The sequence below is a fragment of the Streptomyces sp. P9-2B-2 genome, from assembly GCF_030406865.1.
In the GTDB taxonomy this organism is placed as follows: Bacteria; Actinomycetota; Actinomycetes; order Streptomycetales; family Streptomycetaceae; genus Streptomyces; species Streptomyces platensis.
Map to the genome: position 1 here is coordinate 4,667,098 of NZ_CP129126.1, position 22,644 is coordinate 4,689,741.

The 22,644-nt window shown below is 70.0% G+C and carries 19 protein-coding genes and 1 riboswitch; of the genes, 10 read left to right on the plus strand and 9 right to left on the minus strand.

The window, feature by feature from the left end; genetic code table 11:
- Window positions 1–3: 3 nt before the first annotated feature.
- Entirely contained in the window at window positions 4–939 is a 936-nt protein-coding gene (locus QT196_RS20360) for a pyridoxamine 5'-phosphate oxidase family protein (protein ID WP_168480442.1), read from the plus strand.
- Window positions 940–983: 44 nt separating this feature from the next.
- Here the strand turns inward: QT196_RS20360 and QT196_RS20365 are convergent, their stop codons facing one another.
- The 5 genes from QT196_RS20365 to QT196_RS20385 form a co-directional block, all read right to left on the minus strand.
- Entirely contained in the window at window positions 984–1,463 is a 480-nt protein-coding gene (locus QT196_RS20365; protein ID WP_042150914.1) for an NUDIX hydrolase, read from the minus strand.
- Between the two features lie 48 nt (window positions 1,464–1,511).
- Window positions 1,512–2,408 carry a LysR family transcriptional regulator gene (locus QT196_RS20370; protein WP_168480443.1) on the minus strand — a complete coding sequence of 299 codons (897 nt, stop codon included), beginning with the start codon at window positions 2,406–2,408 and terminating at the stop codon, window positions 1,512–1,514.
- A 311-nt stretch (window positions 2,409–2,719) separates the two neighbouring features.
- Window positions 2,720–3,847: a cystathionine gamma-lyase gene (locus QT196_RS20375; RefSeq protein ID WP_290355364.1), complete on the minus strand. Its 1,128-nt coding sequence runs from the start codon at window positions 3,845–3,847 to the stop codon at window positions 2,720–2,722.
- Window positions 3,844–4,485 (minus strand): low molecular weight protein-tyrosine-phosphatase, encoded by a 642-nt coding sequence (locus QT196_RS20380; protein WP_168480445.1) that lies wholly within the window; start codon window positions 4,483–4,485, stop codon window positions 3,844–3,846. The genes QT196_RS20375 and QT196_RS20380 overlap by 4 nt, the downstream gene beginning before the upstream one ends.
- A 3-nt stretch (window positions 4,486–4,488) precedes the next feature.
- Entirely contained in the window at window positions 4,489–4,866 is a 378-nt protein-coding gene (locus tag QT196_RS20385) for a phage holin family protein (protein WP_168480446.1), read from the minus strand.
- Between the two features lie 48 nt (window positions 4,867–4,914).
- Here QT196_RS20385 and QT196_RS20390 point away from each other — a divergent pair, with 48 nt between their 5' ends.
- The 4 genes from QT196_RS20390 (at window position 4,915) to QT196_RS20405 (ending at window position 7,367) form a co-directional block, all read left to right on the plus strand.
- On the plus strand, window positions 4,915–5,232 hold the full coding sequence (locus QT196_RS20390; protein WP_168480447.1) for a cupin domain-containing protein: 318 nt from the start codon (window positions 4,915–4,917) through the stop codon (window positions 5,230–5,232).
- A gap of 225 nt (window positions 5,233–5,457) precedes the next feature.
- On the plus strand, window positions 5,458–5,682 hold the full coding sequence (locus QT196_RS20395) for a DUF5326 family protein (protein WP_085924580.1): 225 nt from the start codon (window positions 5,458–5,460) through the stop codon (window positions 5,680–5,682).
- Between the two features lie 381 nt (window positions 5,683–6,063).
- Window positions 6,064–6,840, plus strand: coding sequence for an IclR family transcriptional regulator C-terminal domain-containing protein (locus tag QT196_RS20400; RefSeq protein WP_168480448.1), 777 nt, complete (start codon window positions 6,064–6,066; stop codon window positions 6,838–6,840).
- A gap of 104 nt (window positions 6,841–6,944) precedes the next feature.
- The gene (locus QT196_RS20405) at window positions 6,945–7,367 is read left to right on the plus strand and encodes an SsgA family sporulation/cell division regulator (protein ID WP_168480449.1); all 423 of its coding nucleotides are present in this window, start codon (window positions 6,945–6,947) and stop codon (window positions 7,365–7,367) included.
- A gap of 39 nt (window positions 7,368–7,406) precedes the next feature.
- On the opposite strand, the gene QT196_RS20410 is transcribed toward QT196_RS20405, so the two are convergent.
- Window positions 7,407–8,819: a YibE/F family protein gene (locus tag QT196_RS20410; RefSeq protein ID WP_168480450.1), complete on the minus strand. Its 1,413-nt coding sequence runs from the start codon at window positions 8,817–8,819 to the stop codon at window positions 7,407–7,409.
- Between the two features lie 71 nt (window positions 8,820–8,890).
- A riboswitch (TPP riboswitch) is annotated at window positions 8,891–9,047 on the plus strand.
- Here QT196_RS20410 and thiC point away from each other — a divergent pair.
- Window positions 9,041–10,819, plus strand: coding sequence for a phosphomethylpyrimidine synthase ThiC (thiC, locus tag QT196_RS20415; RefSeq protein ID WP_290355365.1), 1,779 nt, complete (start codon window positions 9,041–9,043; stop codon window positions 10,817–10,819). Its footprint overlaps the riboswitch before it by 7 nt.
- 97 nt (window positions 10,820–10,916) lie before the next feature.
- Here thiC and QT196_RS20420 read toward each other — a convergent pair whose 3' ends face one another.
- The 3 genes from QT196_RS20420 to QT196_RS20430 form a co-directional block, all read right to left on the minus strand.
- The gene (locus tag QT196_RS20420) at window positions 10,917–11,804 is read right to left on the minus strand and encodes a hypothetical protein (protein ID WP_168480452.1); all 888 of its coding nucleotides are present in this window, start codon (window positions 11,802–11,804) and stop codon (window positions 10,917–10,919) included.
- Between the two features lie 223 nt (window positions 11,805–12,027).
- The gene (locus tag QT196_RS20425) at window positions 12,028–13,137 is read right to left on the minus strand and encodes a metallophosphoesterase (RefSeq protein ID WP_290355366.1); all 1,110 of its coding nucleotides are present in this window, start codon (window positions 13,135–13,137) and stop codon (window positions 12,028–12,030) included.
- 251 nt (window positions 13,138–13,388) lie between these two features.
- Window positions 13,389–14,489, minus strand: a complete 1,101-nt coding sequence (locus QT196_RS20430; RefSeq protein WP_168480454.1) for a LacI family DNA-binding transcriptional regulator — start codon at window positions 14,487–14,489, stop codon at window positions 13,389–13,391.
- 403 nt (window positions 14,490–14,892) lie between these two features.
- On the opposite strand from QT196_RS20430, the gene hisC reads away from it, so the two are divergent.
- The 4 genes from hisC to cydD all read left to right on the plus strand — a co-directional run bounded on the left by hisC (window position 14,893) and on the right by cydD (window position 22,429).
- Window positions 14,893–15,972 (plus strand): histidinol-phosphate transaminase, encoded by a 1,080-nt coding sequence (hisC, locus tag QT196_RS20435; protein WP_168480455.1) that lies wholly within the window; start codon window positions 14,893–14,895, stop codon window positions 15,970–15,972.
- A 232-nt stretch (window positions 15,973–16,204) separates the two neighbouring features.
- Entirely contained in the window at window positions 16,205–17,713 is a 1,509-nt protein-coding gene (locus QT196_RS20440) for a cytochrome ubiquinol oxidase subunit I (protein WP_266737578.1), read from the plus strand.
- Between the two features lie 9 nt (window positions 17,714–17,722).
- Complete coding sequence (gene cydB, locus QT196_RS20445) at window positions 17,723–18,724, plus strand: cytochrome d ubiquinol oxidase subunit II (protein ID WP_168480457.1); 1,002 nt, start codon at window positions 17,723–17,725, stop codon at window positions 18,722–18,724.
- 39 nt (window positions 18,725–18,763) lie between these two features.
- Window positions 18,764–22,429, plus strand: a complete 3,666-nt coding sequence (gene cydD / locus QT196_RS20450) for a thiol reductant ABC exporter subunit CydD (protein WP_290355367.1) — start codon at window positions 18,764–18,766, stop codon at window positions 22,427–22,429.
- Window positions 22,430–22,644 lie beyond the last annotated feature (215 nt).

Here is a 22,644-nt window from a genome sequence, read left to right on the forward strand (position 1 = left end):
GGCATGCCGAGTCAGGAGCGCCCCGGGAGCGACGGCGAGCACTTGGTGCAGCAGCGACTCGGTACGACCGAGCGCGCCGACCGCTTCTACGGGGATCAGGTCTTGGACCATCTCAATGACCGGATGCGGGAGTTCGTGGCCCGCCAGGAGATGTTCTTCCTGGCCACGGCCGACCGGCACGGCGATTGCGACTCGACCTTCCGGGCCGGCCCGCCGGGCTTCGTCCGGGTGCTCGACGACCGGACGCTGGCGTATCCGGAATACCGTGGCAACGGTGTCATGGCGTCCATCGGCAATATCTCGGAGAATCCGCGCCTGGGCATCCTGATGATCGACTTCACCCGGGACCGCATCGGCCTGCACATCAACGGCCGCGCGCGGGTCGTCATGGACGAGGAGATGCGGGCGCACCACTCCGATCTGCCGGTCGACCCGATCCCCGGACGGCGCGCCCAGCTGTGGGTCACGGTCGAGGTCGAAGAGGCGTACATCCACTGCGCCAAGCACATCCCGCATCTTCAGAAGGTCCCGGCGCAGCAGCGCGGGGCGCGGGCGTGGGGCACCGACGACAGCAAGCGCAAGGGCGGCGACTTCTTCGGCGCGGCGGCCGAGGCGAGCGAGCGGCCGCTGTTCCAGCGCGCGGCGCGCGCGAACGTGCATCTGCGGGGCGGACTGCACGAGGACACGGGCGAGTCGGTCTACCAGGGCGCGGCCGCGGTGTATGGCGGCGATCCCGCGCACGTCGGCCTGCCCCATGCCCCACAGGCCGAGCCCGGATATGGCGCCGGGACAGCGGTCTCCGGCCGGCGGGACTTCGTGGAGGAGCTGAACGCGGAGTTCCTCGACCGGGTCGAGCGGGTGCTCGCCCGCGCCCAGCCCCGCCGTGCCGCGGAGGACGAGGCCGAATTCCGCGGCTGGTTCGACCGGCGTGACGGCTGACACGGCGCCCGAGGCAGCGGCCGTCGCGGTGACTCGGCGGCCACTCAGCCCAGGTCAGGGGCGTGCATGGCCCGTACGCCCTCGATGTTGCCGTCCAGATAATGCCGCAGCGACAGCGGTACAACCTCGACGGAGGCGATACCGACGCGGGTGAAGGGCACCCGCACGATTTCGTAGTCCCCGCAGGGCTCCTCGACCTCGGGGCCGTGCCGGCGTGCGAGGTCCATCGAGTCGAGCCGGCAGACGAAGAAGTGCTGGACCTTCACGCCGTCCACCCCGCCGTCGCTGAAGTGCTCGACGGTGTCCACGAAGACCGGCACCACGTCCTTGATCTTCGCGCCCAGCTCTTCGTCCAGTTCACGGTGGAGGGCGTCGATGACCGTGGCGTCCTCGGGCTCGACGCCGCCGCCGGGAGTGATCCAGTACGGCGCCCGGCCCGGCTTGGTGCGCTTGATCAGAACGAGGTCCGCGCCGTCGAGCAGGATCGCGCGGGCGGTGCGTTTGACGACTGGCCGTTCGTTCATAGGGGACAGATGCCGCAGTCACGGCCTGGTGAAACCCTCGCCCCTCGGTCACCAGTCGACAGCGGTGCGCAGCAGCCATTCCTGCGCCCGCGCGATATGCGGCAGGCCGAGCGTCCCGCTCCGTACGGTCAGGAAGTAGGTCCGCAGCGGGGGCACCGGCGGGTCGAGCAGGGTGATGACGTCGCCGCCCGCGAGCGCGGCGGCGCACAGATAGCGGGGCAGGACGGCGAGCCCGGCGCCGGCCGTGACGCAGGACAGCACCGCCCGCAGATCGCCGGCGATCACGGCCGCGGAAGCCGTGGGCTTGGCGTCGAAGACCGTGGACCAGTAGCGGGCGATCAGCGGCAGGCTTTCGTGTACCTCGACGATCGGTACGGGGTCCAGCAGGCGGACGCCACCGGCCTCCAGTACCGCGGGGCCGCCCAGCTGATCCGCCCAGTGCGGCGCGGCGATCAGTGCATGCTCCTCGTCGCACAGCGGGGTGGCGGTGAGCAGCCCGCCGCGCGGCCGGGTCGTGGTGACGGTCAGATCGTGGTGACCGTCCGCCAGACCGGTCAGCATCTCCTCCGCAGGGCCGAAGGAGGTGCGGATGGACAGGCCCTGGGATATCAGCGGGGCCAGCGCCGGGAGCGCGCGCTCGGCGAGGAACTCTGGGGGACCGGCGAGATGGAGAGTGCGGGTGACGGACTCCCGGTCCAGGCCCGCCTCGGTGATCTCCGTGAGCGCGTCCAGGTGCGGCGCCACCTTGTGGGCGAGTTCGTCGCCGATGGTGGTGGGGGTGACCCCGCGGGCGTACCGGAGGAAGAGCGGGCGGCCCAACTGGCGTTCCAGCGCCCGGATCTGGCTGGTCACCGCAGGCTGGGAGAGGCCGAGTAAGGCCGCGGCGCGGGTGAAGGAGCCGGCTCGGTGCACCGTGACAAAGGTGCGCAGCAGAGCCAGATCCATCGTGTACCTCCTGCGCCCCTCGGAAGCCTGGTCGCGGGCCAGCTATAAATTCGTCGATAGGGTTGTGTCGCTAGCGTGATTGGACACTGACGCTCGGTCAACTAGCCTTGTTCGAGCGGTTGGGTTTCACGTGGAACATCTGGTTTCACGTGAAACGCGTGGACTCGGGGCCATGTGGAACCGCAGGCCGGCAGGGTGACGAGGGGGGATACCCTGCCGGCCTTCCTTGTGTCTTCAGGCGTGCCGGATGCGGCGGTGCGCTCCGCTTGTTCGACTCATGCCGATGGCGCGGTTCATCCGGGTTCGTCGGGTCAGTTCTGTGCGGCCAGGTCCAGCGCCCGGAAAACATCCGCGACCAGATCCTCCGGCTCCTCGACGCCGACCGAGAAGCGGATGAAGCCCTCCGGCACCGCGTCTCCGCCCCAACGGGCCCGCCGCTCCGCGCTGGACCGTACGCCCCCGAAGCTGGTCGCATCGTCGACCAAGGTCAGCGCGTCCAGGAACCGCTCTGCGAAGGACTTGTCGGGCAGCATGAAGGACACGACGGAGCCGAAGCGGCCCGTGCGCATCTGCCGGGTGGCGAGCTCATGGGACGGATCGGACGGCAGCCCGGGATGGCGCAGGCCGGTGACCTCCGGGCGGTCGGCCAGCGCCGTGGCCAGCGCCAGGGCACCGGCCGACTGCTGGCGGACGCGCAGCGCGAGGGTGGCGAGTGAGCGATGCGCGAGCCAGCTCTCCATGGGGCCGGGGATCGCTCCCACGGTCTTGCGCCACAGCCGTACGGAGTCGGCGAGCGCGGCATCGCGGGTGCTGGCATAGCCCAGCAGGACGTCGCCATGGCCGGTCAGCCCCTTGGTGCCGCTGGCCACCGAGAAGTCCGCGCCGAGGTCGAGGGGGCGCTGGCCGAGCGGGGTGGCGAGGGTGTTGTCGACGGCGACCAGCGCGCCCCGGCGGTGCGCCGCGTCGGCCAGCCGCCGGATGTCGCAGACATCGAGGCCGGGGTTGGAGGGTGTCTCGATCCACAGCAGCCGGGCGCCGTCCAGCGCATCGAGCTGTGCGTCATGTGCGGTCGGCGCGGTACGGACCTCGATGCCATAGCTCTCCAGGCGCGTGCGCACGGCAGGGAGCAGCTGATAGCCGTCGCTGGGGAGCACCACCGCGTCGCCGGAGCGCAGGTGGGAGAAGAGCACCGCGCTGATCGCCGCCATTCCGGAGGCGAAGGCGACGGTGTGGGCGCTCTCGTCCGGCGATTCGAGTGCGCTGATGGCCTCTTCCAGGCGGGTCCACGTCGGGTTGGCGTCGCGGCCGTAGGTGTAGGGGCCGACGGCGTCGCCGGGGAGGTGGTAGTGGGCCGCGAAAACCGGCCCGGGGAGGGCCGGCTCATAGGCCTCGGGGCCCGGGAGCCCGGCTCGTACGGCGCGGGTGCCGTCGCCCGTCATGCGCTCTCCTTCTCCTGCGGCTGCTGTGGTTCCTGGGCAGCGCGGCGGTGGTCGTGGTCAGGGACCTGGGCCGTGACGACGGTAGGGGTCGGGAGCGTGGCGCTGAGCGCGGCCAGCAGGCCGTCGCTCGCCGTCTCGACCATGTCCAGGCACTCCTCGAAGCCCTCGAAACCGCCGTAGTACGGATCGGGTACGTCGAGATCGTCGGAGAGGCCGGGGCCGGAGGCGGGGGTGGGCACCAAGCCCGGGGCGCCGCCCGCCACCCCGCCCGATGCCGTGCCCGTCCAGTACGCACGCAGCAGCTGGACCTTGGCGGCGTCCCGCGCGGTGGGGGCGAGCCGGCGCAGCTCGCGCAGATGGCCGGAGTCGAGCGCGATGACCAGGTCGAGGCGGTCGAACCAGGAGGCCTGGAACTGACGGGCGGTGTGAGCGTGTTCATAGCCGCCCGCGCGCAGTACGGCGACCGTGCGCGGGTCGGCTCCATCGCCCTCGTGCCAGCCGCCGGTCCCCGCGCTGTCGACCTCGACCAGGCCGTCGAGCCCGGCTTCCGTGACGCGGGCACGGAAGACGGACTCCGCCATCGGCGACCGGCAGATGTTGCCGGTGCAGACGAAGCAGATGCGGAAGGGGGCGGTCAAGGGTCAGTCCTCGTCGGGAAGGATCACATGCATCGCCCAGGCGACGATGGAGATGATCACGCCGCCGAGCAGTGCCGTCCAGAAGCCGTCCACATGGAAGGCGAGATCGGCCTGGCCGGCGAGCCAGGAGGTCAGCATCAGCATCAGCGCGTTCACGACCAGCGTGATCAGGCCGAGTGTGAGGATGAACAGGGGGAAGGAGAGCAACTTCACCAGGGGCTTGACCAGGAAATTCACCAGCCCGAAGATCAGCGCGACGAGGATCAGGGTCAATATTTGGCGGCCGGTGTTCTCACCGGTGAGTGTGATGTCCTTGAGCAGCCAGATGGCCACGGCAAGCGCCGCGGCGTTGGCGATCGTCTTGACCAGAAAATGCTTCATGGTGAGATCGTCGCAGACGAGTCTGAATCATCGAGGGGTGCGAACGGCATGAAGGCTTTCCGACTGGAAGAGCTGGAAGCGGAGCGGGCCGCGAACGACGGTGCGTATCTTCAGTTCCTCCGGGAGCGCAACATGTCGGCCGGGCTGTACGCGCTGGATGCCGGCAGCGTCGATCCACAGCAGCCGCACGCGCAGGACGAGGTGTATTTCGTGGTCAGCGGCCGGGCGGCGATCACCGTCGGGCAGGAGACGCAGTCGGTGGCACGGGGCAGCGTGGTCTACGTGCCGGCCGGAGTGCCCCACAAGTTCCACCACATCAGCGAGGACCTCCGGGTGATGGTGGTCTTCTCTCCTCCTGAGAGCTAAGGGTCGGACCCCGGGACCCGTAGGGGAAGCGTCAGGGGAGGACCGGGGCTGCGAGGCCCCCACGGCCGTGGTCCGCGTCCTAGCATCGTTGGTGAAGGGAAACGTGAGGCGTGAGGCGGCGGACCCGCAGCACGCGGACGGTGCCATCGGCGCGAACACAGCGCGGCGGACAGATAGCGCGGTACGGACAACGGCAGCGCGAAAGACAGAGAGCAGGGGAGAGCAGTGGCCGGTAAGGGGATATTCGCAGGGCTTCCGTGGTGGGTCACCTGGGTCGTGGTGCCCGTCGTCGTGATCGTCGTCTTCGGCGGACTGATCGCCACCGCACTCGGCTTCCTGATCGGCGTGCTGTTCAAGGTCCTCATCGCGGCGGCCCTGATCGCCGGAGTCATCTACCTCGTCCGCAGGGTCAGCGGCTCGTCCTCTTCCTCGTCGAAGAGCGACTGGTAGGCCACAGCCGGCACCCCCGACCGCCGGTGCTCGACCACCGGCGGTCGTCGGGCCGGGGCTCGCTCGGACCGGCGAGTCACCTCGCAAATCGCCCAAAAACACCTCATCGCGCCGCAGTTGGGGCCGATGTCGAACCCAGCCCGTACAGCCCCGTGTGGTGGTGTGCGGGCGGGGTAACTCCTCCGGCTTTCGGTCTTTCGCCCCGACTTCCCGGGCTAGAGTGCCGATCGCAGGCGTCTTCCGGACGGTGGCGTTCCGGAAACCCGGGTGCGATGAGCCCGGTCCGGGCGTCATCGGGTGCCTGGGAGACGCGCGCGGTCACGGGAGTTGGTCCCGTGACCGGGGCCCGTGCCCCGCCGCGAGCGGACCTGGGGGTTGGCGTTGGCAATCGTGAACGGCGAATCCGGCTCCCACCCCACCTTGATCGGATCGGTGCAGCGGGCGCTCCGGCTCCTGGAGGCGGTGGGCGCGCATGTCGACGGTGCGCCCGCCAAGCAGCTGGCCAGAGAGGCGGGACTGCCACTGCCGACGGCGTACCACCTGTTGCGGACCCTGACCCACGAGGGCTATCTCCAGCGGGAGAACGGGGTCTTCGTCCTCGGTGCGGCGGCCGAGGTCATCGGGCGGGCCGGAGCCAGGCACCGGCAACGGGCCCATCTCTCCGAAGCGCTGGCCGTGGCGGGCCAGGAACTGGGCGCCGCCGTCTACTTCGCTGTCTACCGGGAGGGTGAAGTCGAGGTGGTGGCGGTGACCGATGACCCGGCGCGGCCGCCGGTGGTGGAGTGGGTCGACTTCCGTACCACCGCCCACACCCATGCGATCGGGCAATGTCTGCTCGCGCAGCTCGACGAGGCAACGAGGAGAGAGCATCTGGCGCGCCATCCCGTCCAGTCGATAACGCCCTTTTCCGTGCGAACTGAGGACGAATTGCTGCATCGTTTGGATACGGTGCGTCGCCGCCATGTTGCTTATGAGCGCCAGGAATATGCCCTGGGCACGGTGTGCGCCGCCATTCCCGTCCAGGTCGGGGCCGCTGTGGCGACGTTGGCGGTATCTCTGCCCGTGGACGAACTGCGTCGATTGCGGTCCGTTACAGACCGACTACGGAAAATGGCGGAGGCGACACTAACGACACTCGCCTTCTCTATCAGTATCTGAAAACTCACTCCTTGTGATCTGCTGGCACGTGGCAGACGATGGCGCCAACAGGGCTACGGGCGTTGTTTCCCGGCCATCTCCGATCAAGTGCGGGGCAGTGGTTGATGACCGACACAGTTCAGGCAGAAGTGATCATGAGCTTCGTCGTCTCGGAGGAGCTTGCGTTCCGGATCCCGGTGGAGCTGGACTTTGCCAGCGCCGATCCGTACGCCGTCCGTCTCACCTTCGATCTTCCCGGCGATGCGCCGGTGACCTGGGCGTTCGGCCGGGAGCTGCTGTTGGACGGGCTGAGCCGGCCGTCCGGTGAGGGTGATGTTCGTATCGAGCCGGCCTCCCCCGAGCACCTCAGCGATGTCCTCATCAGCCTGCAAGTCGGCGCCGAGCGTGCGCTGTTCCGGGTGAGCGCGGCGCCGCTGGTCGCTTTCCTGGACCGTACGGACCGGCTGGTGCCGCTGGGCAAGGAAGAGGTCTGCGACACCCTGGAGGCCGTGCTCGACCAGATCCTCACGGAAGCCCCGGCCGGCTGACCCTGCCCGTCGTTCCCCTCCCCTGTTCCCGCCTCCCCGTCATCCCTGCTTACGTCGCTTACCGCGTCCCCCACGGTGTCCTTGTCGGCCACCCGTGGGGCTCGTCGGCACGCCGCCACTGACCCCGGCACCCACCGTGACCCCGGCCCCGGCCCCTTGTCCGGCTCCTGTGCCGCCGCCCGTCGGCGCGGTCTGCTCCTTCCGGTCCGCCGAGACGACCAGCGCGGCCAGCAGTGTGGTCAGCGGCACCGCGGCGACCAGCCCGATGCTGCCCACGAGCGTACGGACGATCTCCTCCGCGACCACTTCGCTCGACGCGACCGTTCCGACGCTGCTCTGTGCGATCGAGAACAGCAAAAGCAGCGGCAGTGCGGCACCCGCGTAGGCCAGCACCAGGGTGTTGACGACGGACGCGATGTGGTCCCGGCCGATGCGCATCGCGGCGCCGTACAGCTTGCGCCAGCCCGCCGACGGATCCGCCTCCTTGAGCTCCCAGACCGCGGCGGTCTGGGTCACCGTCACATCGTCGAGCACGCCCAGCGAACCGATGATGATCCCTGCCAGCAGCAGACCGCGGATCTCGATGTCCGGGTACAGGCCGTGCACCAGGCCGGTCGTGTCGTCCGTATTGCCGGTCAGCAGTGCCCAGCCGATGAAGACCGATCCGAGCAGCCCGATCAGCAGCAGTGACGCCAGGGTGCCGAGCACGGCCACGGACGTACGGGCCGTCAGTCCATGGCACAGGTACAGCGCGATCAGCATGATCGCGCTGCCCCCGACCACCGCCACCACCAGCGGATTGGAGCCCTGCAAGATCGCCGGAAGGATGAACAGGGTCAGGACCACGAAGCTGGCCGCCAGTGCCACCAGCGCGAGTACGCCACGCAGCCGGCCGACGATCACCACTGCGAAGGCGAAGATTGCCGCCAGCAGCCACATCGGGAGCGACCGGTCGACATCGCTGACCGAGTACTGCAACTCCTTCGGCGCCTTGGGGGAGTACGCCACCACCACCTCCTGGCCGGTGGTGTAGTGCCGCAGGGCGTCCGGGGTCACCACCGTCTGGAAGGTGCGCCCCTTGTGCTCCCCGGTGGTGACTTCGATCGTGGTCTGCTGACAGGGCTTGCCCTTGTCCGCTCCCCCGGCCGGTGGCTGCCCCGTCGGTGACGGGGGCTGGGGCTGCTGTTCGGCATGGACGTCCGCACAGTTCACCTCCGCCACTTTGACCACGCGGGCGCTCTCCGTGGGCTGATCGAAGCCGACCCCGGATGGCTTGTGCGGAGGTGCACCGCCCGGCCAGAGCACGACCAGACCGACCGCCACTGCGGCCGCGAACGGGATCAGTACGGCCGCGATGACCTTGCGCAGATGCCGGGAGACGGGTGCGGCGGGGCCATGGCCGTGCCCATGGGAGTGCGCGGCGGGGTGGTGGTGGGACTCGTGAGCGGACACCGCCCGATCATCGCAAGAACTCCAGGGGCCCACTGTTCACCGCGCCACATCGGCCGCTACCGTGGTGGCACCTTTGCAATCGCGGGAGCTCGGAGCACCGGGCTGAGAGGGCGCTGACCTCCGTCCCAGCGGCGTTTCACGTGAAACGCTGGCGGACGGAAGCCGCTGCGTCGACCGCCGAACCTGTTACCGGGTAATGCCGGCGTAGGGAGTTGGGTCTCATGACTCTGCAGGATGCACGCACGCCCGAAAACGGTGCCAACGGTGGCGAAAAGCCGCAGATCGGCTGGCACAAGGGCTATGTCTCCGGATCGCGCCCCGATCTTCGGGTGCCGGTCCGGCGGGTGCACCTCACCAACGGCAAGGACGTGACGCTCTACGACACGTCAGGGCCGTACACCGACCCGAATATCGATACCGACGTCCGCCGCGGTCTGGCGCCGCTGCGGGAGAACTGGATCATCGGCCGCGGCGACACCGACGAGTACGCGGGCCGCCCCATGCGGCCGGAGGACGACGGCCTCAAGCACACCTCGCCGCGCGGCGGCCTCAAGAACCTCGACGCGGTCTTCCCGGGCCGTCCCCGCCAGCCGCGCCGCGGCCGTGCGGGTGCCCCGGTCACCCAGCTCGCGTACGCCCAGCGCGGCGAGATCACCGCGGAGATGGAGTACGTCGCCGTCCGCGAGAAGGTCACGCCCGAGTTCGTCCGCGACGAGATCGCGGCCGGCCGCGCGGTGCTGCCGGTGAACATCAACCACCCGGAGATCGAGCCGATGATCATCGGCAAGAACTTCCTGGTGAAGGTGAACGCCAACATCGGCAATTCGGCGGTCACTTCCTCCATCGAGGAGGAGGTGGAGAAGATGACCTGGGCGACCCGCTGGGGCGCCGACACGGTGATGGATCTGTCCACCGGCCGCAATATCCACACCACCCGCGAGTGGGTACTGCGCAACTCCCCCGTCCCCATCGGCACCGTCCCCCTCTACCAGGCGCTGGAGAAGGTCGACGGCAAGGCCGAGGAACTGACCTGGGAGATCTACAAGGACACCGTCATCGAGCAGGCGGAACAGGGCGTCGACTACATGACGGTGCACGCCGGTGTGCTGCTCCGCTATGTGCCGCTCACGGCCCGCCGTAAGACCGGCATCGTCTCCCGCGGCGGTTCGATCATGGCCGCCTGGTGCCTGGCCCACCATCAGGAGTCGTTCCTCTACACGCACTTCGAGGAGCTCTGCGAGATTCTCGCCTCCTACGACGTCACCTACTCGCTCGGTGACGGTCTGCGCCCCGGCTCCATCGCGGACGCCAACGACGAGGCGCAGTTCGCGGAGCTGCGGACGCTCGGTGAGCTGAACACCATCGCCAAGCGGCACGGCGTCCAGACCATGATCGAGGGCCCGGGGCATGTCCCGATGCACAAGATCAAGGAGAACATCGACCTCCAGCAGGAGATCTGCGAAGAGGCGCCGTTCTACACGCTCGGCCCGCTGACGACCGACATCGCGCCCGCCTACGACCACATCACCTCCGGTATCGGCGCGGCGATGATCGCGTGGTGGGGCACCGCGATGCTCTGCTACGTCACGCCCAAGGAGCACCTGGGCCTGCCGGACCGCGACGACGTCAAGACCGGCGTCATCACGTACAAGATCGCGGCCCATGCGGCAGACCTGGCCAAGGGCCACCCGGGCGCCCAGGAATGGGATGACGCGCTCTCCGACGCCCGCTTCGAGTTCCGCTGGGAGGACCAGTTCAACCTGGCCCTCGACCCGGACACGGCCCGCGCCTTCCATGACGCGACGCTGCCCGCCGAACCGGCGAAGACGGCCCACTTCTGCTCGATGTGCGGCCCGAAGTTCTGCTCGATGAAGATCAGCCAGGACATCCGCCGGGAACACGGTGGCGACCTGGCCCTCGACCCCGAGGCCGGAATGGCCGAGAAGTCGAAGGAGTTCGCGGCGGCGGGCAACCGCGTGTATCTCCCGATCGCGGACTAGTCGGTCCGTCCGGACGCATCCGGTGGAAGGCCCCTGCCCGACGGGCGGGGGCCTTCCTTGGTGCTACCCCCACCGCCTCTGATGCGAAAGAGCCGCTCTAATCCGTCCGTTGATCCGGCCCGCCGTAATCCGGGCTGGTGAAGTCCGGGCTGGAGTAGCGCGGGCGGGACCCCGAGGAGCCGCTGTCGGGGCTGCTGAACTGGGGGCGGGTGTAGCCGAGGGTCGGGATCCGGCTCTCCGGGGACGTGTGGCGGGGGACGTAGCGGGCGGGGTCGTCGTCCGGGGTGGCGGTGGGGTCGGTCAGGGCCGTACGGAGAAAGGGCAGCAGACCGCGCTCCAGGAGGGCGCGGCACCAGGCCTCGTGGGCCTGGTCCAGCGCCTCGGACGACTCCTGCGCTCCGGCGGACTGGGCGGAGGCGCCGTTGCGGAGCGCCGTGACGACCAGACCGGCCATGGCGATCAGGGCGCCCGCCGCGGTCAGCGCCGCGAAGATCCAGCCGACGCTGATCAGCGGCTGGGCCAGGGACTTGTCGGGGCTGACGGCGCGCAGCACATACCCGAGGAGGAGGAAGAGCACGGCGGCGATACCGGCGAGCACAGGGGCGAGCACGGCGATCATGGCGGTCAGCCCGGCACCGGTGGTTTCGGCCTCGTCGAGGGCCGCGGCGCTGTCCGGTCCCGGTCTCCCGTCGGCGGCCGAGTTCTGCTCCTCGCGGTCCGCGTCGGCGACGGCAGCGAGGGGGGCCGGCGCGCGCAACTCGGCGCGGAGCTGCACATAGCGTTGATATTCGGCCGTGGCGCAGGCGGCGATGGCGGTGGTCGCGCTGAGCGCCATCGTGCGCAACTGCTCGGTGTTGAAAGGGTTTTCTGCGGCGGTGGTCAGGTCGTCCGGGCGGTATGGGGCGGTACGCAGTGCCTCGTCGAGGAGCCGCGCGAATTCCGCGCGATCCTCGTTCAGCAGGTGCGGAGCGCTGTTCATGTGCATCCCCCGATGCTCCGTAGGGCCGTAAGGCCGGCGTGGGCCGGGCAGTGGGCGGAAACGGAGGAGAGCCTGCTACGGATAGACCGATGGTAGAGCGACTCGGGCACGGCGTGACAGAGAGTTTGCGGAAATTGAGTAATGCGACGACCGGTTTCCGCCGGTGCCGCTCCCTTTTTCGTGCTGACCGCCCGTCGGCCGGTCAGCAGTACGAATCCTCGGCCAACCCTCAGCCGGCCAGCGGAAGTTGCACGACCAGCAGCTTTCCGGCCATCGTGACCCCGCCGTCCATGGCGATGGCCAGACCGTCGGCGTAGACATGCGGGCCGTCGACCGCGACGGTGTCGCTCTCGCCGTCCTCCGCACCGACCTCGCCCAGCAGATACGGGATCGGGCTGTGACCGTGGACCACGCGGTCGCCGCCGTAGGCGTCGAGCAGTTCCCGGACGGCGTCCGAACCGGCCTCGTCGCGGAAGGCGAAGCGCTTGGTGAACTTGCGGAACAGATCCCAGACTTCATCCGCTTCGCTGCGGGTGAGCACGTCGTGGACGGTGTCGTTGACGGCCTCGATGGAGTCGCCGTATTCGAGGTAGGCGGTGGTGTCGGAGTGCACGAGCAGATGCCCGTCCTCCTCCATCACCGCGTCCAGCCGGGCCATCCACTGGAGGTGGTGGTCCTCCAGGCGGTCCATATCGTTCTTCTGGCCGCCGTTGAGGAGCCAGGCGGCCTGGAAGGACGCGGTACCGGCGCCGGACTGCACGGGGGTGTCGCCGAACCGCTTGGCGCCCAGCAGCAGGAGTTCGTGGTTGCCCATCAGGGCCTTGCAGTAGCCGCCGGCCGCCGCGGCCTCGGCGGAGAGCTGCATGACGAGGTCGATGACGCCGATCCCGTCCGGGCCGCGGTCGGTGAAGTCGCCGAGGAACCAGAGCCGGGCGTTGCCCGCCGCCCAGTTGCCGTCGGCGTCGATCAGCCCCTCGGCGGCCAGCGCCTCGCGCAGCTCGTCGTAGTAGCCGTGCACATCGCCGACGACGTACAGCGGGCCCATGCCCTCGGGCGCGTCGGGGTCCATGGCCGGTTCGGGCACCGGGACGACCGCTGGGCGGTCGATGAGGGTGTCCGTACGGCTGATGACCGGGAGGTCCCGCGCGGTCGGGGTGTACTCCTCGGGCAGCTCGACCGGCGGCGCCGCGGGGGGCGCGGCCGGAGGTGCGGCGGGGGCACCGGCGGGCAGATGCAGCGGCGGGCCGGCAGGCGGCACGGGGGACCCGGCGGGCGTGCCGGAAGGCACTCCGGGCGGCGGAGCAGGCGCCGGAGTTTCTCCCGCCATGGTTTGCACCATGGGTCCCAGACTGGCCCCCTGAGTCATCGACCCCTCCACCGTCGCGCCGCCGTGCACCTCTCGGACCTTTGCCTGGTCGACGGCGGTCCGCGGTGTCGTGCGCCCATCATAGGAATGCTGGTCGCGGGTTGTGACGCACCCGGGGGTGGTCAATCCGCCAGAGCCCGGCGTTCGCGGCTGATTTGCCCCGGGATCGTGCTGTTTTTTCCGCGGAGAAGAGATCGCCGGGTCGTCCGTATGTGGGAGCACCCTCAGTCGCCGGTCGGTCCCCGTGGCGGACTGACGGTCGTTCTCGGCGACCGTCGCTGGGACGAGGCACGGACGATGAGATCGGTAGGTATGACCTGTTCGATGGGCCGCCCGGTGTCCAGCCCTTCGATGGCGTCGATGAGGATCTGGATGACGGCGGTGCCGATGCGGCGCGGTTTGAGGGACAGTGTGGTGATCGGCGGTTCGGTGGCGGCGTAGAGGGTGGACTCGCTGCAGCAGACCAGCAGCAGGTCCTCCGGAACCCGCAGGCCGTAGCGCCGGGCGGCGGCGAGCAGGTCCGTGCCGTTGGGGTCGAAGAGCCCGTAGACGGCGTCCGGGCGGTCCGGGCGGGCCAGCAGCCGGTCGGCGGCGACGGCTCCGGCGCAGGGGTCGTGTGCCGGGTAGGACTCGTAGACCGGATCCTGGCCGACCCGCTCGCACCAGTGCAGATAGGCGGTGGTCGACAGCCGGGTGTAGGTGTCGGTGGTGTTGCCTGTGAGGAGTCCGATGCGGCGGGCGCCGGCGTCGGCGAGATGGTCGAGCAGGCCGAGGACGGCCGCCTCGTGATCGTTGTCGACCCAGCCCGTGACGGGCAGCGTGCCGCCGGGGCGGCCGTCGGAGACGACGGGGATGCCGTGCCGGACGAGTTCGGTGACGACCGGGTCGCCGTCGGCGGGGTCGATGACGACCGTGCCGTCGAGGGCGACGTTGGACCACACGTCGTGGCGGGAGGTCGCCGGGAGGATGACCAGCGCATAGCCGCGGGCCAGGGCCGCGGACGTGGCGGCTCTGGCCATCTCGGCGAAGTAGGCGAATTCGGTGAAGGTGAAGGGTTCGTCCCCGTATGTGGTCACGGTCAGGCCGAGGAGGCCTGACTTGCCGGTACGGAGCGTGCGGGCGGCTGCGGACGGGCGGTAGCCCAGCCGGTCGGCCACCTCGCGGACATGGCTACGGGTGGCATCCGGAAGCCGGCCCTTGCCGTTGAGCGCGTCGGAGACAGTCGTGATCGACACACCGGCTGCGGCGGCCACGTCCCGGATGCCCGCCCGCCCCAGCCGGCGGCCGGTGGACCGGCTCACCTGGTGCTTCCCTGCTGCTGTCATGGCGAGCCGATAGTAGGGCTCGGCGCGGCAATTCACGGGGGTCGACCAACGGCTGTGGAAAGGCACGTTTCTGCACGGTGATCCGTGGCCAATTCCCTGCAAAGTAAAGGGAGTTGGTGTGCACGATGATCATTCCGGGGGAGAAATTCGGCCTTCGCCTGTCGATCCGTTCCGGTCCCGAAGTGGTCTCAAGTCACCTTGACGGGGGATGCGCGCCACGGCGTAAGCCACCGGCGTGCGTCGGTCCGGGGAGCGCTCCCAGGAGGGATTGCGCGGGGTTCGCCGGAGGGCCCGTCCGGGCGGTGGGGAGGCACCGCCGGCGGGTCGGGGCTGCCGCCGAACGGGTTAATCCTCATAAGGTGTGCAGTATTGGAGATGAGTGGACGGTCGAGGAGGACCTGCGGTGAGCGAGAAGATCCCGAAGCTGCGTGCTGCGCTGGACGGCGTCCCCACCTACAAGCCGGGCCGGCCGGCGGCGGTCGGCGGCCCCGTCACATACAAGCTGTCCTCCAACGAGAACCCCTATCCGCCGCTGCCGGGGGTCCTGGAGAGCGCGGTGACCGCTGCCGGGTCGTTCAACCGCTACCCGGACATGGCCTGCACGGGCCTGATGGCGGAGCTGTCCGAGCGGTTCTCGGTGCCGGTGGAGCATCTGGCGACGGGCACCGGTTCGGTCGGGGTGGCGCAGCAGTTGGTCCAGGCGACGTCCGGGCCCGGTGATGAAGTGATCTACGCCTGGCGTTCGTTCGAGGCGTACCCGATCATCACCCAGGTCTCCGGTGCCACGTCCGTGCAGGTCCCGCTGACCTCCGGTGAGGTGCACGACCTGGACGCGATGCTGGCCGCGATCACCGACCGGACTCGGTTGATCTTCGTCTGCAACCCGAACAACCCCACCGGCACCGTCGTGCGCCGTGCCGAGCTGGAGTCCTTCCTGGACCGGGTGCCGGCCGATGTGCTGGTGGTGCTGGACGAGGCCTACCGCGAGTTCATCCGGGACGCCGAGGTGCCGGACGGAATCGATCTCTACCGCGACCGCCCCAATGTGTGTGTGCTGCGGACCTTCTCCAAGGCGTACGGCCTGGCGGGGCTGCGGGTCGGTTTCGCGGTGGCCCATGAGCCGGTGGCTGCCGCGCTGCGTAAGACGGCGGTGCCGTTCGGGGTCAGCCAGCTCGCGCAGGAGGCGGCGGTGGCGTCGCTGCGCAGCGAGGGCGCGCTGCTGGAGCGGGTCGATGCGCTGGTGGCCGAGCGGGCGCGGGTGGTGGACGGGCTGCTCGGGCAGGGCTGGACGGTCCCGGAGTCGCAGGCCAACTTCGTCTGGCTGCGGCTGGGGGACCGTACGGTCGACTTCGCCGCGGCCTGCGAGCGGGGCGGGGTCGTCGTGCGGCCGTTCCCCGGTGAGGGGGTGCGGGTGACGATCGGCGAGAGCTCGGCGATGGATCTGTTCCTGCAGGCCGCGGAGGAGTTCCGCAAGGCGCTGTAGGCCCGCGGCAAGGACGCCGCACCGAGGCCGTGGGTCTGCCCGACCCGCGGCCTCGGTGCGTTTTTGCGCCGACGTGACCGCGGTCACGTACCCCCCGGGGATTGGCCGAAAAGTCATAGGAGATAATTGCTTGTGAATGTGAACGCGTTCACAAGCCCATCCGTTATGCGCCTTTTATTGGGTGCATAAGGGGCATTGCCGTGGTGCCACACGGCGACGTAAGGAGCACGACATGGAACTGGCGTTGGCGCCAGAGACTCTGGCGCGATGGCAATTCGGCATCACGACCGTCTACCACTTCCTGTTCGTCCCCCTGACGATCTCCCTCGCGGCTCTGGTGGCCGGACTCGAGACCGCATGGGTGCGTACGGGTAAGGAGAAGTACCTCAAGGCCACCAAGTTCTGGGGCAAGCTGTTTCTGATCAACATCGCGATGGGTGTCGTCACCGGCATCGTCCAGGAGTTCCAGTTCGGTATGAACTGGTCCGACTACTCGCGGTTCGTCGGCGACGTCTTCGGTGCTCCACTGGCCTTTGAGGCGCTGATCGCGTTCTTCTTCGAGTCCACCTTCATCGGCCTGTGGATCTTCGGCTGGGACAAGCTGCCGAAGAAGATCCACTGCTTCTGCATGTGGATGGTCTCGATCGGCACACTGCTCTCCTCGTACTTCATCCTGGCGGCGAACTCCTGGATGCAGCACCCGGTCGGCTACAAGTACAACGCCGCGAACGGCCGTGCCGAGCTGACCGACTTCTGGAAGGTGCTGACCCAGGACACCACCCTGGTCGTCGTCTTCCATACGCTGACCGCGGCCTTCCTGACCGGCGCCGCGTTCATGGTCGGCATCTCCGCCTTCCACCTGATGCGCAAGAAGCACATCAAGGTCATGCGGACCTCGCTGCGGCTCGGGCTGATCACGCTGGTCATCGCCGGCGTCCTCACCGCGATCAGCGGTGACTCGCTCGGCAAGGTCATGTTCAAGCAGCAGCCGATGAAGATGGCCGCCGCCGAGGCGCTCTGGGAAACGGAGAAGCCGGCGCCGTTCTCGATCTTCGCCTACGGGGATGTCGACAAGGGCCACAACAAGGTCGCCATCGAGGTTCCCGGTCTGCTCTCCTTCCTCGCCCACAGCGACTTCACCTCGCCGGTCCCCGGCATCAACGACGTCAACCGGTCCGAGCAGCAGAAGTTCGGGCCCGGTGACTACCGGCCCAACATCCCGGTCGCCTACTGGGGCTTCCGCTGGATGATCGGCTTCGGGATGTCGTCGTTCGCCATCGGACTTGCCGGGCTGTGGCTCACCCGTAAGAAGTTCTGGCTGGCGCCGGGGCTGCGTACGGGGGACGAGGAACCACCCCGGCTCGCGCTCACCAAGAACAGGGAGCTCGGTGCCCGGCTGAGCAAGTGGTACTGGTCGCTCGCCTTCGTCACCCTCGGCTTCCCGCTCCTCGCCAACTCCTGGGGCTGGATCTTCACCGAGATGGGCCGCCAGCCCTGGGCCGTCTACGGCGTGCTGCGCACCTCGGACGCGGTGTCCCCGGGCGTCTCGCAGGGCGAGGTCCTCACCTCGATGATCGTCTTCACCACGCTCTACGCCATCCTCGCCGTGGTCGAGGTCAAGCTGCTGGTGAAGTACATCAAGGCCGGCCCCCCGGAGCTCAACGACTCCGACCTCAACCCGCCCACCAAGATCGGCGGCGACAGCACGGACGCCGACCGGCCGATGGCCTTCTCGTACTAGGAGGCGACTGTGCAACTCCACGACGTCTGGTTCGTCCTTATCGCCTTTCTCTGGACCGGGTACTTCTTCCTCGAAGGATTCGACTTCGGAATCGGCGTCCTCACCAAGCTCCTCGCCCGTGACCGGAAGGAGAAGCGGGTACTGATCAACACCATCGGGCCGGTCTGGGACGGCAACGAGGTCTGGCTGATCAGTGCGGCCGGTGCGACCTTCGCCGCCTTCCCGGAGTGGTACGCCACCCTTTTCTCCGGCTTCTATCTGCCGCTGCTGCTGATCCTCATCTGCCTGATCCTGCGCGGTGTCGCCTTCGAGTACCGCGTCAAGCGGCCCGAGGAGCGCTGGCAGCGGAACTGGGAGCACACGATCTTCTGGACCTCGCTGCTGCCCGCGGTGCTGTGGGGCGTGATCTTCGGCAACCTCGTGCACGGGGTCAAGATCGATGCCCACAAGGAGTACGTGGGGAGCCTGCTCGATCTGCTGAACCCGTACGCGCTCCTCGGCGGTCTGGTCACGCTGACGCTGTTCACCTTCCATGGCGCGGTGTTCGCCTCGCTGAAGACGGTGGGGGACATCCGGGAGCGGGCGCGCAGGATGGCGGCCGTTCTGGGGCCGATCGCCGCGGTGGTGGCGGTCGGGTTCCTCGGCTGGACGCAGGCCGACAAGGGCGACAGCACCAGCCTGGTCGCCATGATCGTGGCGGTGGTCGCGCTGGTCGCGGCGCTCGGGGCCAACCGGCTCGGGCGCGAGGGCTGGGCGTTCGCCTTCTCCGGCCTCACCGTCGTGGCCGCGGTCACGATGCTCTTCCTGACGCTCTTTCCGAACGTCATGCCGTCCACGCTGAACGAGAGCTGGAACCTCACGGTCAGCAACGCCGCCTCCAGCGCCTACACCCTGAAGATCATGACGTGGGGTGCCGGTTTCGCCGCACCGCTCGTGATGCTCTACCAAGGGTGGACGTACTGGGTGTTCCGCAAGCGCATCGGCACCCAACACATCGCCGAGGCCCACTAGTTGAGCTGCCGCCCCTCGGGGCGGCCTCAGCAGGAGGGAATGTTTCACGTGAAACCCGTCGACCCGCGTCTGCTCCGCTACGCCCACGCCACCCGCGGCTTCCTGATCGCGGTGGTGGTGCTCGGGCTTGCCGGAGCGGGCCTGGTCGTGGGCCAGGCGATGCTGATCGCCGAGGTCGTGGTCGGAGCGTTCCAGCACGATCTCGCCCTCGGCGCCCTGACCACACCCCTGGTGTTGCTCGCCGCGGTCTCCGCCGGACGCGGCCTGGTCTCCTGGCTGACCGAACTGGCCGCCCATCGCGCCGGTGCGGCGGCCAAGTCCGAGCTGCGGAGGCGGCTGATCGAGCGGGCGGCGCGGCTGGGTCCGGGCGCGGTGATCGGCCGTACGGACGGCGGCGCGCAGGTCCCGGAGGCGGCCGGGGCGGAAGCGGCCGCCGCTTCCGGTACGGGCACCCTGGAGATGCGCACCGGCGAACTCACCGCCCTCGCCACCCGCGGCATCGACGCCCTGGACGACTACTTCGCCCGCTATCTGCCGCAGCTGGGGCTGGCGGTCGTCGTTCCCCTCGCGGTGCTGGCCCGGATCGTCACCGGCGACTGGCTCTCGGCACTCACGATCGTGCTCACCCTGCCGCTGATCCCGCTGTTCATGGTCCTGATCGGCTGGGCCACCCAGTCGCGGATGGACCGTCAGTGGCGGCTGCTCGCCCAGCTGTCGGGCCACTTCCTCGATGTCGTCGAGGGCCTGCCCACCCTGAAGGTCTTCGGCCGGGCCAAGGCCCAGGCCGCCGCCATCCGGTCCATCACCGGGGAGTACCGCCAGGCGACGCTGCGCACCCTGCGGATCGCCTTTCTCTCCTCCTTCGCGCTCGAACTCCTCGCCACCATCTCCGTCGCACTGGTCGCGGTCGGCATCGGCATGCGGCTGGTGCACGGTGAACTCGACCTCTACACCGGCCTGATGGTGCTGGTGCTGGCGCCCGAGGCGTATCTGCCGCTGCGGCAGGTCGGTGCGCAGTACCACGCCGCGGCCGAGGGGCTGTCGGCCGCGGAAGAGATCTTCGCCGTCCTGGAGACCCCGCTGCGGACGCCCGGCACCGCGCCCGCGCCGCGGGGCACCGCGCTGGCCGTCGAGGAACTCGTGGTCCGCCACCCGGGACGGACCGCCGACTCGCTCCCCGCGACCTCGTTCGAGGTCCGGCCCGGGGAGACCGTCGCGCTGGTCGGGCCCTCCGGCGCCGGCAAGTCCACCCTGCTGAGCGTGTTGCTCGGCTTCACCGCACCGTCCGAGGGCCGGGCCCTGGCCGACGGCCACGACATCGCGTCCCTCGCCCCCGAGAGCTGGTGGCAGCGGATCGCCTGGGTGCCGCAGCACCCGCATCTCTTCGCCGGGACCATCGCCGAGAACGTACGGCTGGCGCGGCCGGACGCGGAGGACTCCGCGGTGCGCACCGCCCTGGGCGACGCGGGCGCGCTGGACTTCGTCGACGCGCTCCCGGACGGGATGGCGACCCGGCTCGGCGAGTCCGGTGCCGGGCTTTCCGCCGGTCAGCGGCAGCGCCTCGCGCTCGCCCGCGCCTTCCTCGCTGACCGCCCGATCCTGCTCCTGGACGAACCCACCGCGAACCTGGACGGCGCCACGGAGGAGGCGATCGTGGCCGCGGTTCGCCGCCTCGCGGTCGGCCGTACGGTGCTGCTCGTCGTCCACCGTCCGGCGCTGCTGGCGGTGGCGGACCGGGTGGTGCGGCTGCCGGGACCGGTGGCGGGGGCCGCAACGTCCGAGGCATCGGGTGCGGTGCGGCGCGCCGGGGCGGACGCGTCGGTGGCCGTGCGTCCCGATACGGCAGGGGACGCGGTTTCCGGGGACGGCGGAGCCACTGGGGCCGCTTCCGCGGACCTCGCGTCCGAGACTGCTGCCGGGGCCGCCCGCGGTGCGGCGCTCACCCGGCTGCGGCGGTTGGCCCGTGCCCACCGGGCGCGGTTCGCGCTGGCGCTGCTGCTCGGCAGCCTCGCGCTGGGCAGCGCGGTGGGCCTGATGGCGACGTCCGGCTGGCTGATCTCGCGCGCGGCGCAGCAGCCGCCGGTGCTGTATCTGATGGTGGCGGTGACCGCGACCAGGGCGTTCGGCATCGGGCGCGCGGTGTTCCGGTACGCGGAGCGGCTGGTCGCCCACGACACGGTGTTCCGGATGCTCGCCGATGTGCGCGTCGCCGTCTTCCAGCGGCTGGAGCGACTGGCGCCCGCCGGGCTCAGGGAGCGCAGCCGGGGCGATCTGCTGTCGCGGCTGGTGGCCGATGTCGACGCGGTGCAGGACTACTTTCTGCGCTGGCTGCTGCCCGTCGGTGCGGCGGTGCTGGTCGGCGCCGGTGCGGTCGGTTTCACCGGATGGCTGTTGCCGGAGGCCGGGGCGATTCTCGCCGGCGGGCTGCTGCTCACGGGAGTGGCGGTGCCGGTGCTCTCCGGTGCGCTGGCCCGCCGTGCGGAGCGCCGGCTGGCGCCCGCCCGCGGACGGCTCGCCACCCGGGTCGTCGATGTGCTCACCGGTACCGCCGAGTTGACGGTGGCCGGCGCCCTGGGGGCCCGTACGGAGTCGGTGCGGCGCGCGGACCGGGAGCTGACCCGGATCGCCTCCCGCTCGGCCACCGTGGCCGGGGCCGGCGCCGGGCTGTCGGCGCTGCTGTGCGGGCTGACGGTCGCGGCGTCGGCGGTGGCCGGTGTCCAGGCCGTGCACGCGGGCCGGCTGACGGGGGTGGCGCTGGCGGTCGTCGTGCTGACGCCGCTGGCCGCGTTCGAGGCGGTGGCGGGGCTGCCGCTCGCCGTGCAGTACCGCCGGCGCACCCGGCACGCCGCCGAGCGGGTCTTCGAGGTGCTGGACGCGCCGGAGCCGGTGTCCGAGCCGGTCACCCCGGCCGCCGCTCCCGCGACGCCGTTCCCGCTGGCCGTACGGGAGCTGACCGCGCGCCACCCGGGACAGGACCGCCCGGCGCTGGACGGCGTCGGCTTCACGCTGACGGCCGGGCACCGGCTGGCCGTCGTGGGCGCGTCCGGCTCCGGGAAGACCACTTTGGCGCAGGTGCTGCTGCGCTTCCTGGACGAGGAGTCGGGCACCTACACGCTGGGCGGCACGGCCGCCCGGGAGATGGCCGGTGACGCGGTGCGGCGGCTGGTGGGGCTGTGTGCGCAGGACGCGCACCTCTTCGACAGCTCGCTGCGGGAGAATCTCAGGCTCGCCCGCCCGGAGGGGCGGGGCGCCGCGGGCGCCGACCAGGATCTGTGGGAGGCCCTCGGCCGGGCGCGGCTCGCGGACTGGGTGCGCGGGCTGCCCGCCGGGCTGGACACCATGATCGGGGAGCGCGGCGCCCGGCTGTCCGGTGGCCAGCGGCAGCGGCTGGCGCTGGCCCGTGCGCTGCTCGCGGACTTCCCGGTGCTCGTCCTGGACGAGCCCGCCGAGCATCTCGACCTGGCCACCGCCGACGCGCTGACCGCCGATCTGCTGACCGCGACCGAGGGCCGTACGACGGTCCTGATCACCCACCGGCTCACCGGCCTCGACGCGGTCGACGAGGTACTGGTCCTGGACGGCGGGCGGGCCGTGCAGCGCGGGACGTACGCGGAGCTGGCCGCGGCCGACGGCCCGTTCCGGCGGATGCTGGAGCGCGAGCGGGCGGTGGACGCGGCGTACGGCGAGGCCCAGCCGGTGGGGTAGCGCCGGGGCCGGGCGGCGGCGGGGAGCGGCGGCCGGCCGGTCGCCTGCGGGTGCCGGTCGGTGGAGTGCAGGGCCCGGCCGACCGCCGCCTTCGCAAACTGGACTTTCCCCAGAAAACCGCCCTTATTAGGCTCATGGCATGGCAGCCACGGCAGGACCACCACCCTCAGACCCCAGGGACCTCGGGAGCGGTGGCCCGGGTGCGGTCCCCGACC

Coding starts and splice junctions, on each gene's coding strand:
- QT196_RS20360 (WP_168480442.1), top strand. CDS start 4: ATGCCGAGTCAGGAGCGCCCCGGGAGCGACGGCGAGCACTTGGTGCAG.
- QT196_RS20365 (WP_042150914.1), bottom strand. CDS start 1,463: ATGAACGAACGGCCAGTCGTCAAACGCACCGCCCGCGCGATCCTGCTC.
- QT196_RS20370 (WP_168480443.1), bottom strand. CDS start 2,408: ATGGATCTGGCTCTGCTGCGCACCTTTGTCACGGTGCACCGAGCCGGC.
- QT196_RS20375 (WP_290355364.1), bottom strand. CDS start 3,847: ATGACGGGCGACGGCACCCGCGCCGTACGAGCCGGGCTCCCGGGCCCC.
- QT196_RS20385 (WP_168480446.1), bottom strand. CDS start 4,866: ATGAAGCATTTTCTGGTCAAGACGATCGCCAACGCCGCGGCGCTTGCC.
- QT196_RS20390 (WP_168480447.1), top strand. CDS start 4,915: ATGAAGGCTTTCCGACTGGAAGAGCTGGAAGCGGAGCGGGCCGCGAAC.
- QT196_RS20405 (WP_168480449.1), top strand. CDS start 6,945: ATGACCGACACAGTTCAGGCAGAAGTGATCATGAGCTTCGTCGTCTCG.
- thiC (WP_290355365.1), top strand. CDS start 9,041: ATGACTCTGCAGGATGCACGCACGCCCGAAAACGGTGCCAACGGTGGC.
- QT196_RS20420 (WP_168480452.1), bottom strand. CDS start 11,804: ATGCACATGAACAGCGCTCCGCACCTGCTGAACGAGGATCGCGCGGAA.
- QT196_RS20425 (WP_290355366.1), bottom strand. CDS start 13,137: ATGGTGCAAACCATGGCGGGAGAAACTCCGGCGCCTGCTCCGCCGCCC.
- QT196_RS20430 (WP_168480454.1), bottom strand. CDS start 14,489: ATGACAGCAGCAGGGAAGCACCAGGTGAGCCGGTCCACCGGCCGCCGG.
- QT196_RS20440 (WP_266737578.1), top strand. CDS start 16,205: ATGGAACTGGCGTTGGCGCCAGAGACTCTGGCGCGATGGCAATTCGGC.
- cydD (WP_290355367.1), top strand. CDS start 18,764: ATGTTTCACGTGAAACCCGTCGACCCGCGTCTGCTCCGCTACGCCCAC.